The following is a 16,943-nucleotide window of genomic DNA, read 5'->3' as shown; positions in this document are numbered from 1 at the left end:
TCCCGCTGAGGCTTTTTATGACCACACTGGCTATCGATCTCGACGGCACACTTTTACATCCGGATAACCGTATTTCAGAGGGCAACCGCCGGGCGCTGCTGGCACTGCCGCCGGAAACAGATATTGTGATCTGCTCTGCCCGCCCGCTGCGGGCAATTTTGTCTCTGACGGACAGCGCCGGGCTGCTTCCGGTACTCCGGGCTATCGGTGCCTGTAACGGTGCGGTGATTTATGACTGCCGCACACAAGCCGTTCTGAGCCGGACTGCCCTCTCTCCGGCTGCGTTAACCGCACTGCAGCACCTGCTCACCACCGGCTGGCATGCCTTCGGTGAGGATGCTCTGCTCTGTCCGCCGGGGGAAATATCAGAATACACCATTCATGAAGCTGAATTATTCGGCCTGCCAATACAAACGCTTGCGACAGACGATATTTTCAGCCGGACAGATATCATTAAAATCACCCTGTGCGGGGAAACGGTATCCCTGCGGCAACGGGCTGAAAACCTTCGCCCGCAATTACCGGCGGAGATCAGCGCGTTCTTTACCGACCAGCACTATTTTGAACTGGTTCCGGCATCCGTCAGCAAAGGACGTACCCTGAAAATACTGGCGGAGTGCGGTATTCTGCGGCCGGGAACCATCATGGCCATCGGGGATCAGGAAAACGATCTCTCTTTATTTGCCGCTGCGGATCTGCGTGTGGCAATGGGCAATGCCGTACCGGCACTGAAGCAGGCCGCCGGATACATTACCGCTGACTGCCGGGAAGATGGCGTTGCTGCCGCACTTCAGCATTACAGGGCGGCATTTCGCAACGGTGCATAATGCGCTAATATTGTTCATGTTTACGAGTGTGATGAGAACGGTCATGAATCCGATAAAAAGAAAGGAATATATCCTCGATCTGCTGAATCAGAAAGGCGAGGTCAGTGTGCAGGATCTTGCTGATACGCTGAATGTCACCTCTGAGACGATCCGCCGTGACCTCTCCATTCTGGAGAAAGAAGGTGAGATCATTAAAATTCACGGCGGGGCGATGAAGAAAAAGAGTGTCAGCGAAGGCAGCTTCGAACAGCGGCTGGAACTGAACCGTGAGGAAAAAATGACCCTCGCGCGCTATGCTGCCGGGCTGATTTCCGAGCATGACACACTGTATATCGATTCCTGTTCGACAACCCTGCTGTTTTCCGCGCAGTTACCGGCGATTGCATTTACCGTTTTTACCAATTCCGCCCTTATCGCGGATAAAATCGCCTCGCAGAACCCGCTGGCAAAAGTGTATGTGCTGGGCGGTGAATACAGCCATGAATTCCGGGCCAATCTCGGCGCGAAAACCCTGCATGAAATCGATCATATTTATGCCGACTTTGCCTTTGTCGGCGCAGGCGGCGTGCGTGATGAAGGCATTCTGGTCAAAAGTGTCGAAGAAGGCATGATCGCACGGAAAATGCTGGAAAAAAGTAAACAGAAAGTCATCCTGGCCGACTCCAGCAAATTCGGCCAGCAGGGGATTTTAAAGATCGCGGAAATTGCCGTTATCGACAAAATTATCTGTGACGATAAATGGCAGAAAGCACACGAATTCCGTGAAAAATACCCGGAAAAAGTGGTTATCGTGCCATAACCTTACGGCTGTGAGGGTTCACGGTGATGGCCGGTCATTCGCCCGTCTTTCATCACCACATTGAGGCTGCCGTTATAAAACTCCGCCAGGAACACGGTCTCAGGATCATCAATGCCCTGCTGTTTCAGGCAGTCTGTCAGCCACGCCTCATCATGACCAATCTGTTCCAGCTCATGTTTGCGCGGCACGCCGTCTTTCATCACAATGACTGACGGCATCTGTGACTGGTCACAAATCACCGTCAGCTGACCGTCCGGCTCTATCTGCGCATAGTACACATCACGGTATGAATAGATCCCCTGTGCATGCATGCGGGAGGTGATATTCAGAATATCGATTTTATTGCGCTTCTCATGAATGCTGTCCATGATAAACGCCCCGTTTTTAATAATGGGGATAGGGTTACCGATAGTCACCGCCCGCAATACACTGATATGTTTGCTGACCCAATTGATTATGCTGATAAAACTCACGCCCATCAGCAGAATAATAATATATTGCGTCAGCGGAATGGTATCACTGTAAATAACCCCGCCGATAATGCCGCCCAGTACAAAGTTGCCGATAAAATCAACCGGTGTCATTTGTGATAATTGGGTTTTCCCTGAGATATTCATGTGCGTTAACACAATAACAAAACCGATGATAAATTTGACGATAACCAGAAGATAATATGTCATGGTATTTCCTTACACTGACAAATGACGATAACCAACTGAAATAAAACACATTACTGTGTTACGCGTATAAAACCACGTTCTGTATTGATATTACCGGATATTGTTATACTGCGGGATATTATTTTAGGACGTTACTGATAAATTTCCCCCCGGTGCTATACAACCGGCGCTTCATTATTCTATGCTGAAAGGGATAACCCTGACAGAAAATTATATCTATCAGCAGACTGCCTGATTTTATTATATAATCAATAATCACGGACACGATGTTATCCGGTTATTTTACTCAGTATTGCTGAAGAGGAGTTAATCATGAAGAAAGCATTATTAAGTTCACTCATCCTTGCAGGGGTATTCGCACTGGCCACCGGCTGTGACGACAGCAGCAAAACAGATCCTGCCGCGCAGAAAGCACAGGAAGGTGCCGCGCAGATTAAAGACGCAGCAGAGCAGAAAGCGGATGAAATAAAGCAGGATGCCAAAGACGCAGCGGATAAAACTGAGCAGAAAGCCGCTGAACTGCAACAGGATGCCACTGACGCCGCCGGTGATGCCAAAGAAAAAGCCGGTGCGGTGATGGCTGACGCGAAAGAGAAAGCGGCAGAAATCCGTGACAGTGCCGATGCCAAAGCGGATGAACTGAAAAAAGAAGCCGATGCCCTGCTGGCTGACGCCAAAGATAAAGGTGAAGACGCCAAAAAAGCCGCGGAAGAAAAAGCCGCAGAGCTGAAACAAAAAGCGGATGACGCCAAAGCCGCTGCTGATAAAAAAATTGATGAGCTGAAACAGGATGTCAGCGGAAAATCTGCGGATGCTCAGTAAACCGGAACAGGTAATATCCCGTACCAATCCGTAAAACAGCCGCCAGCCGGAAACAATGATGGTTTCCGGCTTTTTTATTGTGTTATTTCAGGTAGTTTGCCGGTTCCCGTAAATAAAATTCACAGCGAAAAATATCTCTCTTTCCCGCAAAAATACCCCGCGACTTGCCGCAGAGTGACATTTTTGGCACTATAATCCTCTTTTTTTCACCAACCGGGGTAATAAAATCTGATATCACCGCATTTTTCCCGCAGGTTTAGCCTGTATTCATCTCCGTTTTTTCTGATCTCCCGCTGACACTATTTTGCCGGGGTTTCTATTTGCCGCTACGCAGCCGCGTACCGTTTTCAGAAGGAAAATCTGACGCTTTGATGCAGTTCTCCCCTTTTTACTGCCGGCGTTATCTGCAACTGATAAAAGGAATAATTCATGAGTCATCAGGACACTGAACAATCCGCAAAAAAAATGAAGATTAATCCGCCGGTTTTTTATATTTCGGCCCTGGTTATTCTTCTGATTGTCGGCTTTGCCGCCCTGTTTCCCCAGACGGCGGACATACACCTTAAAGCCCTTCAGACCAGCCTGTTTAAAAATGCCAGCTGGTTCTATATTCTCGCCGTCGCCCTGATTTTACTGAGCGTCACCTTTATGGGGCTGTCCCGTTTCGGTGATATTAAACTCGGCCCTGACCACGCCCGTCCGGCGTACAGCTATATTTCCTGGTTCGCCATGCTGTTCTCCGCCGGTATGGGGATCGGGCTGATGTTCTTTGGTGTCGCCGAACCGGTGATGCACTATCTTTCCCCGCCTGTCGGTACACCGGAAACGGTTGAAGCGGCAAAAGAGGCCATGCGCCTGACCTTCTTCCACTGGGGGTTACACGCCTGGGCTATTTACGCGGTTGTGGCGCTGATCCTTGCATTTTTCAGCTACCGCCACGGCCTGCCGCTGACACTGCGTTCCGCACTCTACCCGATTATCGGTGACCGTATTTACGGCGCAGCCGGTCATGCGGTGGATATTTTCGCCGTGGTCGGTACGGTATTCGGGGTCGCGACCTCTCTCGGCTTCGGTGTGTTACAGGTGAATGCCGGACTGAATCATCTGTTCGGCCTGCCGCAGACAGAAACCGTTCAGGTGGTGCTGATTGTGGTCATCACCTCACTGGCAACATTGTCAGTGGTGTCGGGTCTGGATAAAGGTATCCGTTTTCTGTCAGAGCTCAACCTCGGTCTGGCGGTTCTGCTGCTGATTATGGTTGGTGTGTTAGGCCCGACCGTGCTGCTGCTGAAATCTTTTGTTGAGAACACCGGCGGTTATCTTTCTGAAATCGTCAGTAATACTTTTAATCTCTTTGCCTATGAGCCGAAGTCAGATGACTGGCTGGGCGGCTGGACCCTGCTTTACTGGGGCTGGTGGCTGTCGTGGTCACCGTTTGTCGGGATGTTTATCGCGCGAATTTCACGCGGGCGCACCATCCGTGAGTTTGTTTTCGGCGTGTTGTTTGTCCCGGCGGGCTTTACCCTGCTGTGGATGACCTTCTTCGGTAACACCGCTATTGATCTGATCAAAAATCAGGGTGCCACCGCACTCGCCACGGTGGTGAAAGAGGATGTGTCACTGGCGCTGTTCCAGTTCCTTGAGTATTTCCCGTTCTCCACAGTGCTCTCTTTCTTTGCCATGCTGATGGTGATTGTCTTCTTCGTCACTTCTGCTGACTCCGGCGCGATGGTCGTGGACACACTGGCCTCCGGCGGGGATGCCCATACGCCTGTCTGGCAGCGGATCTTCTGGGCCGGATTGATGGGCGTGGTAGCGATCACGCTGCTGCTGGCCGGCGGATTATCCGCCCTGCAGACGGTGACTATCGCCAGTGCCCTGCCGTTTGCGGTTGTGCTGCTGTTCTCGATTTACGGACTGATCAAAGCCCTGCGAATTGATGTGCACAAACGCGACAGCCAGCAGCTGGCGACCATTGCACCGACCGCCAGCCGCAATCCGATCCCGTGGCAGCGACGCCTGCGTAATATCGGGTATTTTCCGAAACGTTCGCTGGTCAAACGCTTTATTGATGAAGTGGTGTCAGAGGCGATGGAGATGGTGTCACAGGAGCTGGAAAAACAGAGCACCCCGAGCCGTATCGACCGCAGCCGTGATGACCGGATCACCTTTGAGGTCGATCTGGGGGATGATATGAACTTTATCTATGAAACCCGCCTGCGCTATTACAATCAGCCGTCCTTTGCCCTTTCCGGGATGACCGACGAGGAAAAAGATGAGGAGCACCGCTATTACCGCGCGGAAATCCATCTGAAAGAGGGCGGACAGGATTATGACATTATGGGCTGGAACAAGGAGCAGATTATTCATGACATCCTTGACCAGTATGAAAAACATATTCACTTCCTGCATCTGCTCGGCAAGAAGTAAGTCTGTCACTGTAAAAACGCCGCTCATCTGAGCGGCATTTTTTTATTCTTCTTCGTTGTCGCGCTGCGGCAGTGCCACCAGGTCATCCAGCAACGCATAGAGCTGGCGCACCTTCTCCGGCGTAAACTGTAATTCCAGCGCCTGATAGCCGGTCTCCACTTCCGCCTGCACACGGTGATACAGTGCCGTGCCTTCGTCAGTCAGGGAAAGATAGAGTTTGCGCTGATCACTGAGGGGCTTGAGACGATGAATAATGCCCGCTTTTTCCATCCGTGTCAGAATGCCGGTCAGGCTGGGACGCAGAATACAGCTTTTCTGTGCCAGGAGATGAAAATCGAGTGACGGGGTCTTAGCCAGTATGCGGATAATCCGCCACTGCTGCTCTGTCAGCTGGTGTGCTTTCAGGGTCGGGCGAAAGTAGCCGAGGACCACTTCACGGGCCTGCAAAAGGGCGATAAGTAATGATTCATGCATAATGGGTAATTTCTCCGCGATGTACTCACATCATAAACATCGACGTTATCAAAAAAAGGCGCCATTTTATCGGGAAAATGCGCAATCAGACATCCTCTGTTAGAATAAAAAGCATATCAGTCATAAAGACCCAAAGGACTCTCCTTTTATTAACGCTATATTAACAATAAATCAATGGTCTTCTGCTGATATCTCAGTGCCCTCATCACTTTTTTGAGAAAACGCAACGGAGCTCTCTATGTTCACCTCATCGTTAACCGATCCTTCCTTTTCCCTGCTGCGCACCGGCGGCTATATCAATGGCCAGTGGACCGATGCACAGGATAAGGCCACGTTTGATGTGACCAACCCGGCCACCGGCGGGCTGATCACCCGCGTCAGCGACCTCGGCGCACACGAAACCCGGCTTGCCATTGCCGCAGCCGAAAATGCTCTGCCGGGCTGGCGCGCCCTGACCGCCAAAGCCCGTGCGCAGATCCTGCGCCGCTGGTTTGATCTTGTTATGGAGAATCAGGAGGAACTGGCACAACTCCTGAGCCTGGAGCAGGGCAAACCGCTGGCGGAATCACGCGGGGAAATCGCCTACGGTGCAAGCTTTATCGAATGGTTTGCCGAAGAAGGCAAGCGCGTGTACGGCGAAACCATTCCGGCGACACAGAGCGGACAGCGGATCGCCACTATCCGCCAGCCGATCGGGGTGGTCGGTGCTATCACGCCGTGGAACTTCCCGAATGCCATGATCACCCGCAAAGCCGCTCCGGCACTGGCGGCAGGCTGTACCATGGTGCTGAAACCGGCAGCGGAAACCCCGCTTTCCGCCCTGGCGCTGGCTGCACTCGGTGAACAGGCCGGTATACCGGCCGGGGTGTTTAATGTTGTCACCGGCCTTGATGCGGCGGCTATCGGCGGCGAACTGACCACCAGCCCGGTCGTGCGCAAAATATCCTTTACCGGCTCCACCCGTGTCGGCAAGCTGCTGATGGCACAAAGTGCGGAGACCGTTAAAAAACTGTCTCTCGAACTGGGCGGTAACGCACCGTTTATTGTATTTGATGATGCCGATTTGGATGCGGCGGTTGCCGGTGCCATGGCCGCCAAATTCCGTAACAGCGGACAAACCTGTGTCTGTGCCAACCGTCTCTATGTGCAGGACGGTGTGTATGATGCCTTTGCCGCGAAACTGGCGGAAGCTGTCAGTGCCCTGCATGTCGCGCCGTACACCGACGAAAAAGCACAACAGGGGCCGCTGATTAATGAGGCTGCTATCCGCAAAGTCAGTGAGCATATCGCGGATGCGGTCAGCAAAGGCGCAACGGTTCTCAGCGGTGGTAAACCGGCGGCACAGGGCGGATTATTTTTTGAGCCGACTGTACTGACCGGTGTCACATCGGACATGCTGGTAACCCGCGAGGAGACTTTCGGCCCGCTGGCACCGCTGGTACGGTTCCGGGAAGAAGAAGAGGCCATACGCGCGGCAAACAACAGTGAGTTCGGTCTCGCCGCTTATTTCTACTCCCGCGATATCGGCCGGGCCTACCGCGTGGCGGAAGCCCTGGAAGCCGGGATGGTCGGTATTAATGAAGGGATTATTTCCACGGAAGTGGCACCGTTCGGCGGTATCAAGCAATCCGGCCTCGGTCGTGAAGGCTCCCGCCACGGTATTGATGACTATCTGGAAATCAAATACCTCTGCTTCGGCGGGATCCGTTAATCCCCGCTGACCACCGCCTGCGGCTGTCCTTCCGGCAGCCGCATTTTCTGACTCTCCCTTGTATTTTTCCCCGGCTATGATTAGACTGCATATCATTCGCAAATAAGCAACAATTGCGTCACATTTTTTATCCCACCGGGAGTTGGTATGTCTTTGGATAATTCACAGCGTCTGTTGTTCCGCGACGCAATGGCGACACTCTCCGCTGCCGTCAATATCGTCACCACCGACGGCGACGCCGGGCGCGGCGGGCTGACCGCCACTGCGGTCTGCTCTGTCACGGATACACCGCCGACCCTGCTGGTGTGCATCAACCGCAGCAGTGCGCTCAGTGAGGTGTTCAGAACCAACGGACGTTTGTGTGTCAATGTGCTCACCCATGAACATCAGGCACTGGCGTGTGATTTTGCCGGGATGACCGGCCTGAGTATGGATGCACGTTTTGCCGGTGATCACTGGCAGCCGGGAGCGCTGGGACAACCTTGTCTGCATGGCTCTCTGGCCTGTCTGGAAGGTGTGGTCACTCAGGTGCAGGAAATCGGCACACACAATATCTTTATGGCGGAGATCCGCAATATCGATGTCCGCGACGAAGGACATGGTCTGATTTACTTCCGCCGCAATTTCCGTACTGTCGAAACCGGTGATATCCCCGCTGCTGCTGTTGCCTGATCCGCTTTCATTCTTAGCATAACAATTCGTTAACACACATTGCGTTAATGAATTGTTATCCATAAAAAAAATACCTGTTACAGTTTGTCATATTTAATTCCGCCTCCCTCCTGACAACAGAATAAATAACCGCCAATCCGCTTAAATCACCATCAATAAAACCATTGCAGACTAATTATTGATGTCAATCTAATGAATTTTATTTCAATTATGATATTAATTATTGCAGTAAGTGTGATCTGCCTTTGAGATGCTCAGCAGGCAATATATTAGTCTGAGCCCTTTGGCAAATACCCTGACAAATACGCAAACACTCAACCTTACGCAAGAGTTTATCTTTTAGCTTTGCCTCCGCGATGCTGGGAAGGCTTTTGCGTGATGAATAATTATTAATAAGAGGCATTAAACCATGAGTAAACCCGCGCAGGTTGGTTTGTTTAACCAACCCAAGCCATTCTTCATGATTTTTATCGTGGAGCTGTGGGAACGCTTCGGCTATTACGGTGTGCAAGGCATCCTGGCCGTCTACTTCGTTCAGAAACTGGGATTCAGTCAGGAACAGGCATTCATCACCTTCGGGGCATTCGCCGCGCTGGTATACGGTCTGATCTCTATCGGTGGTTACGTCGGTGACCACGTCCTCGGGACCAAACGGACCATCATCTTAGGGGCCATCGTGATGGCTGTCGGTTATTTTATGACCGGCCTGTCTATCATGCACCCGGATCTGATCTTCTACGCACTGGGTACCATTGCTGTCGGTAACGGCTTATTCAAAGCCAACCCAGCCAGCCTGCTGGCAAAATGCTATCCGCCGAAAGACCCGCGTCTGGACGGGGCATTTACCCTGTTCTATATGTCGATCAACATCGGCTCCCTGATTTCCCTGTCACTGGCACCGGTTATCGCGGACAAATACAGCTATACCGTCACCTATAATATCTGTGGTATCGGCCTGCTGATCGCCCTGGCGGTCTTCCTTTTCTGCCAGAAAATGGTGAGCAATATCGGTTCCGAGCCGGATCACAAACCAATGAAATTCGGCAGCCTGCTGGTGGTTCTCGCCGGTAGTGTGGCAACCGTCTTCCTGTGCGCATGGTTACTGCATAACGTTATCATTGCCAACTATGTGTTACTCGCCGTTACCGCCGTGGTTATCTTTTTCTTCTTCCGCGAAGCGTTCAAACTGAAAGGTGTTGAGCGGAACAAGATGTATGTGGCGTTTGTTCTGATGCTGGAAGCCGTTATCTTCTACGTGCTGTACGCACAGATGCCGACCTCACTGAACTTCTTCGCTATCTATAACGTGCATCACACCATTATGGGTATCGATGTGCATCCGGTCAGCTTCCAGGCACTGAACCCGTTCTGGATCATCGTGCTGAGCCCGGTTCTGGCTTACTTCTACAGTAAAATGGGTGCTCGCGGCAAAGATTTCTCCATGCCGGGTAAATTCACCATCGGTATGTTCTGCTGCTCTGCCGGTTTCCTGACCGCTGCCGCTTCCGGTATGTGGTTTGCGGATGCCTCCGGTCTGACCTCACCGTGGTTTATCGTTCTGGTTTACTTCTTCCAGGCCGTCGGTGAACTGATGATCAGTGCGCTGGGTCTGGCAATGGTGGCTGCGTTCGTTCCGCAGTACCTGATGGGCTTTATTCTCGGGATGTGGTTCCTGACTCAGGCAATGGCAACACTGCTGGGCGGTTACGTGGCGACCTTTACCGCCCCGCCGGAAGGCGTGACTGATCCGCTTCAGACTCTCGGTATCTACACTGATGTGTTTGGTAAAATCGGTATTGCAACGGCAGTTGCCGGCCTGATTATGTGGGCTATCGTACCGAAACTGAACAAAATCATGAAAGAAGAAAAAACAGCCTGATTGTGTTAACCGGTGCTGCGGCACCGGTTTACCGTCTCGTTTGCGTAATGACACGCTGTTGTGCATAACCCGGGCTATCCGGGTTTTTTATTACCTCCCCGCTCTGCTTTTCTGCCCGGTTTCACATTTTCCCGCACGCCATTTCTCAAATATTGGTATCCCTGCTATACGTTAATTAACTATTAATTAACAAATAGTCAATCACTTCATCATACAAAACCCTGCACGATCAACGGAGATAATAATGATAACCCCATGGCGAACACCTGTTCTTTTGCTCTCTCTGCTGCTTTCCCCGCAATTGTATGCTGCTTCCGAACCCGCCGCTGAAGCCCGCAACGGGATGGTGGTCTCTTCCCAGCATCTGGCATCACAGGCCGGGGCTGATATTCTGAAATCCGGCGGTAACGCGGTGGATGCGGCGGTGGCTGTCGGCTACGCCCAGGCGGTGGTGAATCCCTGCTGCGGTAATATCGGCGGTGGCGGTTTTATGACCCTGCATCTGGCAGACGGTAAAAATATTTTCATCAATTTCCGTGAGACTGCCCCGGCATCTGCCTCTGCGGATATGTATCTCGATAAAGACGGTAATCTGATCAAAGATGCCAGCCTGTACGGCTACCTCGCCGCCGGGGTGCCGGGAACGGTAAAAGGGCTGGATTATGCCCTGGAAAAATACGGCACCATGACGCGGGAACAGGTGATGGCACCGGCGATAAAACTGGCGCGTGACGGTTTTATTCTGACCCGCGCGGATACCGATGTGCTGGACACCACCACCGCCCGCTTTAAGCAGGATCCGGAAGCTGCGCGGATTTTCCTTAAACCTGACGGCTCCGCATTTCAGCCCGGCGACCGCCTGATTCAGACCGATCTGGCCAATACCCTGGAGCGTATCGCCAAAGAAGGCCCTTCCGCCTTTTATGAAGGTGACATCCCGCAAATCGTGGAAAAAGCCGCTCAGGCAGGCGGCGGTAAGCTGACAGCCAAGGATTTCGCGGATTACACCATTTCTGAGGTCGCACCGGTCACCTGTACCTATCGCGGTTATGAGTTTATATCCGCCCCGCCGCCGAGCTCCGGTGGCGTGACTATCTGCCAGACCCTGAATATTCTGGAAGGTTATGATCTGAAGGCAATGGGCTTTAACTCGGCGGATTATATCCACACTCTGACAGAGGCGATGCGCCATTCTTATATGGATCGCAACACCTTCCTCGGTGACCCGGCGTTTGTGAAAAATCCGACCGAAAAGCTGACCAGCAAAGCCTATGCGGAAGAGCTGCGCAAAGAAATCATTCCGGGCAAAGCCACACCGTCAACTCAGGTGCAGCCGGGTACCGGTCCGCATGAAAAACCGGAAACCACACACTATTCCGTGGTGGATAACAAAGGCAATGCGGTTTCCACCACCTATACCATCAACGGCCGTTTCGGTGCGGTGGTGATCCCGCCGGGCACCGGTTTCTTCCTCAATGATGAAATGGATGATTTCACCACCAAAATCGGCGAGAAGAATATGTACGGCCTGGTTCAGGGTGAGCGCAACGCGATTGCCCCGGGCAAACGTCCGCTTTCTTCCATGAGCCCGACCATTGTTACCAAAGACGGTAAGATTTTCCTGGTGCTCGGCTCGCCGGGCGGCTCACGGATCATCTCTATCACCCTGCAGACCGCGCTGAATATTATCGATCACGGCATGGCACCGCAGGAAGCCGTGAATGCGCCGCGTATCCACCATCAGTGGCTGCCGGATGGGGTGTATTACGAGCAGCGTGGTGTATCAAAAGACTCACTGAATCTGCTGGATAAAATGGGTTATAAGATGGTTGAGCAGACACCGTGGGGTGCCGCCGAGCTGATTATGGTGGGGTTACCGGGTGCCGCCGGGGTCAGTGCGGACTCTTCCGGCAATGATGCCGCCGTGTCCGGTAAGGTGCGGGAAGGTTATCTGTATGGTGCTAACGATGTGCGCCGCCCGGCCGGGGAGGCAGCAGGAGTCGAATAATCTCCCGGCCGGATTTGTAAACGCAGCATGCCCTGTCCGTCACGGACAGGGCATTTTTTATGGCAACCCGCTGATATCAATAATTAAATATTAACACCGTGCTGAGACGCTAATGCAGACAGACCACCGGCAAAGCCCTGGCCGACGGCTTTGAATTTCCACTCTGCGCCGTGACGGTATAATTCACCGAAGACCATCGCGGTTTCTGTTGATGCATCTTCAGACAGGTCGAAACGGGCAATTTCACTGCCGTTATCATTGTTACAGATACGGATGAAGCTGTTGCTGACCATACCGAAGTTCTGTTTACGAGCTTCCGCATCATAAATCGTGACGGAGAAAACCAGTTTTTTCACATCCGCCGGAAGGGTGTTCAGGCTGATTTTCACCTGCTCATCATCACCGTCGCCTTCACCGGTACGGTTGTCGCCCTGGTGTTCCACCGCGCCGCACGGGCTGGTTTTGTTATTAAAGAAGATGAAATGGCTGTCGGATAATACTTTTCCGTCGTCACCCACCATAAATACCGATGCGTCGAGGTCAAAATCCTGACCATCCGTCACACGTGCATCCCAGCCCAGACCAACCATTGCCACGCTCATTGACGGGGCTTCTTTGGTCAGGGAGACGTTACCACCTTTTGTAAGAGAAACTGCCATTTTCGGACTCCTGCTGCGGATTATAAAGAGGGCTGGTTATCAGCCCGCTGAAAAAAAATAATCAGGATGCGTTGATACCGTACTGCGCACAGACCGATGACAGACCACCGGCATAGCCCTGGCCGACAGCACGGAATTTCCACTCAGCACCGTGACGGTAGAGTTCACCAAACAGCATCGCGGTTTCGGTAGAGGCATCTTCGGTCAGATCATAACGGGCGATTTCAGTATTGGTGTCATCATTGACCAGGCGGATAAAGGCACCGGATACCTGGCCGAAGCTCTGACGGCGGGTCTGCGCGTCATGGATAGTGACCACAAAGACAATTTTGTCGATCTCCGCCGGAATCATATCCAGTTTGATGATCAGGGATTCATCATCACCATCGCCCTGGCCGGTGCGGTTGTCGCCGGTATGGGTGACTGAACCGTCAGATGAACGCAGGTTGTTATAGAAAATAAAGTCTGCATCACCACGCACTTTACCGGCGGCGGTCAGCAGAAAGGCAGAGGCATCAAGGTCAAAATCCTGACCATCTGTGGAACGAACATCCCAGCCTAAGCCAATCAGGACGTTTTTCATTGAAGGGGCTGTTTTGCTCAGCGACACGTTACCACCTTTAGAAAGAGAAACGCTCATTTCACTTACTCCTTAGTTAAATCAGTGACGGGTGGCGGATAATTACTTATCCGCACTTTCCGTTTTTTCCGGAAAAACAAAGCTGGCGATAATACCCAGTGCCAGAACCCCGAGCACCACGAACAGGCTGCTGGTGGCCGAAATATGTAATCCGTGACCCCAGAGGCTGTCTGTCGCATTCAGACCCAGTTTCACCGCGATAAAGAACAGCAGCGCAATAACCGCTTTTTCCAGGTGAACCAGATACTGCTTCAGTGCTTCCAGGACAAAATACAGGGTACGCAGGCCGAGGATCGCGAACATCATGGCGCTGTAAACAATCAGCGGCTCACGGCTCACCGCGATAATCGCCGGTACGGAGTCAAACGCAAACATCACATCGGACAGTTCCACCACCGCCACACACAGCATCAGCGGCGTGGCATACAGAGCGGCTTTTTTACCGCGCCCGATAGTGACGTCTTTGTTCTCCGGTTTTGCCAGTTCGGCATCCACTTCTTTCTGCGTCAGCAGGAAAGCGTGTCCGCTCAGCTTCGGCCAGATCGGGAACAGTTTTTTCACCATCCGGTAAGCAATGTGCTGTGAGTAATCTTCTATTTCATCCTGCTCTTCGCGGTTCCGCAGCATCATGACAGCGGTCCATGCAACGATCAGGGCGAAAATGACTTCCACATACGGCCCCAGGCTCAGCAGACCGGTCCCTATCGCCACGAAAATCCCGCGGAAAACGATAGCTCCGATAATCCCCCAGTACAGCACACGGTGACGGAAACGATCCGGAACCGAGAACCAGGAGAAAATCGCCATCATCACGAACAGGTTATCGACCGACAGCACTTTCTCAAGCGCATAACCGGTGACGAACAGGCTCGCAACCTCTGAACCGTGGTGGATATAGAGAAATCCGGCAAAACCCATTGCCACAGCAACCCAGAAAACAGACCAGATTGCCGCATTTTTCAGTGAAACCGGCTTATCGCCCCGGTGCATAAACAAATCAATAAAAATCGCACCGATTGCGAGGACGACGAAAACGGTGACTGTTTCCATCGGAAAACCGATATGTGTTGATTCCATAATTAACCCTTAGGTATAAAAATCAGAGACCGAATTCTGCCGGGTCAAACCCCAGGGCAGCGGCGATCTCTTTTACTGCTTTCTGCTCATCCTGATCGAAGTTACCGTCACTCTTCGCGACTGCAATCCCGACACGCACCGCTAACTGCGCTGCTTCCGGCTGATCCTTCAGCGCCAGGATATATTTCATGGTTTCACCTTTGCCGATTTCCATGTCGAAATCGAAACTGGTGACCAGTTTGTTGAAAAATGTAATCACTTCTTCGGTCTCAAAGACTTTCAGCTCTTCAGAGGATTTCAGAAAACCGATCATTTTCTGTTTTTCTTCCGCGCTGACCCCGTCACTGGAAACCGCGATACGGGCACAGACAGCGATTGTGCCTTCCATAAACTTACGGTTTCTGAAACGGCTGACCTGTTTTGTCAGCTCTTCACGGCCTGAATTAAACGCATTTTTGACCCGGTTAAGTATACTCATTGCTGTATCCTCACTTAAATTATTTCGAACCGGCTTTCCAGCGGAAACCCCACCCGAATGCTTCATCCATATCGCTTTGATTTTTAAAGAAACGGTTAAGACGTTCGACTGTTATCGCCCCGTTCTCATTGACCAGCCGGGCAATCGCGCACATGGTGCGGCGGTCGTCCCCTTCTGTCAGCCGGGTTTCCACCGGCGGCTGCTCCGGTACAAAGACCGTCACCACGCCATCGGTTTTGTCCCAGCTCGGTACGCCCTGATAAATAAAGGCGTAGATGAGGATCTGACGGATATGTTTCCACTCGCCGCCGTTGATATGCAGCCACTCACCTTCTGAAACCGCGCCGGTGCGATCATCGCCCTGCAACTGAATAAACGGTTCGCGCCGGTAATCGCCAAACGCATTACCCAGCGCCTGAATCACCGATTTCTGACCGTTTTGTAATTCAACAAATGCGCCCAGATCCAGGTCAATCCCTTTGTTACCGCCACCGAACACATTACTGAGAAAGCCCCCGGAACGGCTGTTCTGAGCATCCCGGTGCCAGTTCAGATTAATGCGGATTTCACCGAAATTATCCCGCTTGCTCAGACTGATTGACGGCTTTTCTTTGCTCAGCGATATCTTGCTTAAACTGATTTTGCTTTCTGCCGGCTTGGGGGCCGGTGCCGGTGCGGACTCTGCCGCCACATCCACCCCGAAGTGTTCCGCCAGCGGTTTCAGTCCGCCGTTAAAACCCTGGGCAACAAAACGGAATTTCCACTCATTATTACGGCGGTACAGTTCACCGAGGATCAGTGCCGCTTCCTGACGACCGGCGGTATCCACAATGCCGCTGAGCCGTTTTTCGTGATCTGCCTCAACCTGAACTTCCAGGCTGCGCAGACCGGCAACAGTCTGTCCGCCGTCACAGGTAACCACAAACGCGACTTTCTGCACATCCTGACGCAGACGGCTGACATCCACCGTAAAGACGGTATTATTGCCGTTCTGCTGCCAGCTGATAGTGTTGTCATCATTCTGCGGCTGGCCGTAGAAGACCATGTCCGGATCGCCCTGCACTTTGCCGTCAGCATACAGACGGAACGCAGAGGCATCCGCCGCCGCACCGGACAGCACCGTCACCCGCAGTGTTTTCAGCGGTACAGGCGCATTCGCCCCGGGCGTCATGTTCATCAGCGCACCACCGTACTGACGATGTCAGCAGACATGTCGTCAATCGTGCGGCCACGGCATGCAGCACCGTGTGCGGTAAAGTTCCACTCACCGCCGCTGCGGCACAGGGAGGCGATCACGATACCGGTGTGTGAGCCCTGTTCATTCAGCTGATAACGCACCAGCTCTTTACCACTCTGATCCAGCACACGGCAGAAGGCATTTTCCACATCGTTAAATGTCTGACCACGGAAGCTGTTCACCGTAAAGGCCAGATATTCGGTATTCTGCGGCAGACGGTTCAGATCCACACGGATCACTTCATCATCACCGTCACCTTCGCCGGTCAGGTTATCCCCTTCGTGGATCACGGATTGACAATCTGATTTCAGTTTACGGAACCAGATGGTGTCGAGAATACGACCGTTTTTATCCAGCAGGATACAGCTGGCATCCAGATCAATGGAATCGTTACCGCCGCCGAACAGCGAACCGAGAAAACCTTTCTTTTTCTGAACAGGATCCCAGCCGAGACCGAAATGCAGCTGATTTAATGCAGCAGATGCCTTGCTGAGAGATACCGTCTGATTCTTCGTCAATGAAACCATATTTTCATTCCTTAAACGGGAGA

16 protein-coding genes are annotated in these 16,943 nt (G+C 52.3%); 8 read left to right on the top strand and 8 right to left on the bottom strand.

Translation table 11 applies throughout. From position 1 onward, the window contains the following. The first annotated feature begins 17 nt into the window (after positions 1 to 17). Positions 18 to 827, top strand: coding sequence for a Cof-type HAD-IIB family hydrolase (locus tag N7387_RS11950; RefSeq protein WP_279799167.1), 810 nt, complete (start codon positions 18 to 20; stop codon positions 825 to 827). 43 nt (positions 828 to 870) lie between these two features. After that, on the top strand, positions 871 to 1,626 hold the full coding sequence (locus N7387_RS11945; RefSeq protein WP_279799165.1) for a DeoR/GlpR family DNA-binding transcription regulator: 756 nt from the start codon (positions 871 to 873) through the stop codon (positions 1,624 to 1,626). Positions 1,627 to 1,628: 2 nt separating this feature from the next. Here N7387_RS11945 and N7387_RS11940 read toward each other — a convergent pair whose 3' ends face one another. Beyond that, a complete protein-coding gene (locus tag N7387_RS11940) occupies positions 1,629 to 2,306 on the bottom strand; it encodes a YetF domain-containing protein (protein ID WP_262861554.1) in 678 nt (225 codons plus the stop codon). Between the two features lie 312 nt (positions 2,307 to 2,618). On the opposite strand from N7387_RS11940, the gene N7387_RS11935 reads away from it, so the two are divergent. Both N7387_RS11935 and betT read left to right on the top strand, forming a co-directional pair. After that, complete coding sequence (locus tag N7387_RS11935) at positions 2,619 to 3,128, top strand: hypothetical protein (protein ID WP_279799162.1); 510 nt, start codon at positions 2,619 to 2,621, stop codon at positions 3,126 to 3,128. A gap of 429 nt (positions 3,129 to 3,557) precedes the next feature. Then, positions 3,558 to 5,558: a choline BCCT transporter BetT gene (gene betT, locus N7387_RS11930; RefSeq protein WP_262861556.1), complete on the top strand. Its 2,001-nt coding sequence runs from the start codon at positions 3,558 to 3,560 to the stop codon at positions 5,556 to 5,558. A 42-nt stretch (positions 5,559 to 5,600) separates the two neighbouring features. On the opposite strand, the gene hpaR is transcribed toward betT, so the two are convergent. Next, the gene (gene hpaR / locus N7387_RS11925) at positions 5,601 to 6,032 is read right to left on the bottom strand and encodes a homoprotocatechuate degradation operon regulator HpaR (RefSeq protein ID WP_032097842.1); all 432 of its coding nucleotides are present in this window, start codon (positions 6,030 to 6,032) and stop codon (positions 5,601 to 5,603) included. A 238-nt stretch (positions 6,033 to 6,270) separates the two neighbouring features. Here hpaR and N7387_RS11920 point away from each other — a divergent pair, with 238 nt between their 5' ends. From N7387_RS11920 to ggt, 4 genes are all read left to right on the top strand, one after another. Continuing rightward, entirely contained in the window at positions 6,271 to 7,743 is a 1,473-nt protein-coding gene (locus N7387_RS11920) for an NAD-dependent succinate-semialdehyde dehydrogenase (RefSeq protein ID WP_279799160.1), read from the top strand. Positions 7,744 to 7,890: 147 nt separating this feature from the next. Then, positions 7,891 to 8,415 carry a 4-hydroxyphenylacetate 3-monooxygenase, reductase component gene (gene hpaC / locus N7387_RS11915; protein ID WP_279799158.1) on the top strand — a complete coding sequence of 175 codons (525 nt, stop codon included), beginning with the start codon at positions 7,891 to 7,893 and terminating at the stop codon, positions 8,413 to 8,415. Between the two features lie 409 nt (positions 8,416 to 8,824). Then, entirely contained in the window at positions 8,825 to 10,294 is a 1,470-nt protein-coding gene (dtpB, locus tag N7387_RS11910) for a dipeptide/tripeptide permease DtpB (protein WP_279799156.1), read from the top strand. Between the two features lie 244 nt (positions 10,295 to 10,538). Further along, positions 10,539 to 12,302, top strand: coding sequence for a gamma-glutamyltransferase (gene ggt, locus N7387_RS11905; RefSeq protein ID WP_279799154.1), 1,764 nt, complete (start codon positions 10,539 to 10,541; stop codon positions 12,300 to 12,302). A gap of 83 nt (positions 12,303 to 12,385) precedes the next feature. Here ggt and N7387_RS11900 read toward each other — a convergent pair whose 3' ends face one another. The 6 genes from N7387_RS11900 to N7387_RS11875 all read right to left on the bottom strand — a co-directional run bounded on the left by N7387_RS11900 (position 12,386) and on the right by N7387_RS11875 (position 16,920). Further along, positions 12,386 to 12,961 (bottom strand): TerD family protein, encoded by a 576-nt coding sequence (locus N7387_RS11900; protein ID WP_262861559.1) that lies wholly within the window; start codon positions 12,959 to 12,961, stop codon positions 12,386 to 12,388. Between the two features lie 61 nt (positions 12,962 to 13,022). Beyond that, positions 13,023 to 13,601 (bottom strand): TerD family protein, encoded by a 579-nt coding sequence (locus N7387_RS11895; RefSeq protein ID WP_004238854.1) that lies wholly within the window; start codon positions 13,599 to 13,601, stop codon positions 13,023 to 13,025. Between the two features lie 42 nt (positions 13,602 to 13,643). Further along, positions 13,644 to 14,678 carry a TerC/Alx family metal homeostasis membrane protein gene (locus N7387_RS11890; RefSeq protein WP_072871906.1) on the bottom strand — a complete coding sequence of 345 codons (1,035 nt, stop codon included), beginning with the start codon at positions 14,676 to 14,678 and terminating at the stop codon, positions 13,644 to 13,646. 22 nt (positions 14,679 to 14,700) lie between these two features. Beyond that, the gene (locus N7387_RS11885; protein WP_025153947.1) at positions 14,701 to 15,156 is read right to left on the bottom strand and encodes a tellurite resistance TerB family protein; all 456 of its coding nucleotides are present in this window, start codon (positions 15,154 to 15,156) and stop codon (positions 14,701 to 14,703) included. A 19-nt stretch (positions 15,157 to 15,175) separates the two neighbouring features. Further along, positions 15,176 to 16,333 (bottom strand): TerD family protein, encoded by a 1,158-nt coding sequence (locus tag N7387_RS11880; RefSeq protein WP_262862558.1) that lies wholly within the window; start codon positions 16,331 to 16,333, stop codon positions 15,176 to 15,178. Further along, positions 16,333 to 16,920 carry a TerD family protein gene (locus tag N7387_RS11875; protein WP_262861561.1) on the bottom strand — a complete coding sequence of 196 codons (588 nt, stop codon included), beginning with the start codon at positions 16,918 to 16,920 and terminating at the stop codon, positions 16,333 to 16,335. Before N7387_RS11875 ends, N7387_RS11880 begins: the two co-directional genes overlap by 1 nt. Between the last annotated feature and the right edge of the window lie 23 nt (positions 16,921 to 16,943).

It is taken from the genome of Morganella sp. GD04133 (assembly GCF_029835375.1).
In the GTDB taxonomy this organism is placed as follows: Bacteria; Pseudomonadota; Gammaproteobacteria; order Enterobacterales; family Enterobacteriaceae; genus Morganella; species Morganella morganii_B.
The sequence above is the reverse complement of the archived record's forward strand: the minus strand, read 5'-3'. Positions and strand labels throughout refer to the sequence as shown.

Excerpts from the sequence above, each read along its gene's own strand:
- dtpB (WP_279799156.1), top strand. The coding sequence starts at position 8,825 with ATGAGTAAACCCGCGCAGGTTGGTTTGTTTAACCAACCCAAGCCATTC.
- N7387_RS11890 (WP_072871906.1), bottom strand. The coding sequence starts at position 14,678 with ATGGAATCAACACATATCGGTTTTCCGATGGAAACAGTCACCGTTTTC.
- hpaR (WP_032097842.1), bottom strand. The coding sequence starts at position 6,032 with ATGCATGAATCATTACTTATCGCCCTTTTGCAGGCCCGTGAAGTGGTC.
- betT (WP_262861556.1), top strand. The coding sequence starts at position 3,558 with ATGAGTCATCAGGACACTGAACAATCCGCAAAAAAAATGAAGATTAAT.
- N7387_RS11875 (WP_262861561.1), bottom strand. The coding sequence starts at position 16,920 with ATGGTTTCATTGACGAAGAATCAGACGGTATCTCTCAGCAAGGCATCT.
- N7387_RS11895 (WP_004238854.1), bottom strand. The coding sequence starts at position 13,601 with ATGAGCGTTTCTCTTTCTAAAGGTGGTAACGTGTCGCTGAGCAAAACA.
- N7387_RS11900 (WP_262861559.1), bottom strand. The coding sequence starts at position 12,961 with ATGGCAGTTTCTCTTACAAAAGGTGGTAACGTCTCCCTGACCAAAGAA.
- N7387_RS11880 (WP_262862558.1), bottom strand. The coding sequence starts at position 16,333 with ATGAACATGACGCCCGGGGCGAATGCGCCTGTACCGCTGAAAACACTG.
- ggt (WP_279799154.1), top strand. The coding sequence starts at position 10,539 with ATGATAACCCCATGGCGAACACCTGTTCTTTTGCTCTCTCTGCTGCTT.
- N7387_RS11945 (WP_279799165.1), top strand. The coding sequence starts at position 871 with ATGAATCCGATAAAAAGAAAGGAATATATCCTCGATCTGCTGAATCAG.
- N7387_RS11940 (WP_262861554.1), bottom strand. The coding sequence starts at position 2,306 with ATGACATATTATCTTCTGGTTATCGTCAAATTTATCATCGGTTTTGTT.
- N7387_RS11920 (WP_279799160.1), top strand. The coding sequence starts at position 6,271 with ATGTTCACCTCATCGTTAACCGATCCTTCCTTTTCCCTGCTGCGCACC.
- N7387_RS11950 (WP_279799167.1), top strand. The coding sequence starts at position 18 with ATGACCACACTGGCTATCGATCTCGACGGCACACTTTTACATCCGGAT.
- N7387_RS11935 (WP_279799162.1), top strand. The coding sequence starts at position 2,619 with ATGAAGAAAGCATTATTAAGTTCACTCATCCTTGCAGGGGTATTCGCA.
- hpaC (WP_279799158.1), top strand. The coding sequence starts at position 7,891 with ATGTCTTTGGATAATTCACAGCGTCTGTTGTTCCGCGACGCAATGGCG.
- N7387_RS11885 (WP_025153947.1), bottom strand. The coding sequence starts at position 15,156 with ATGAGTATACTTAACCGGGTCAAAAATGCGTTTAATTCAGGCCGTGAA.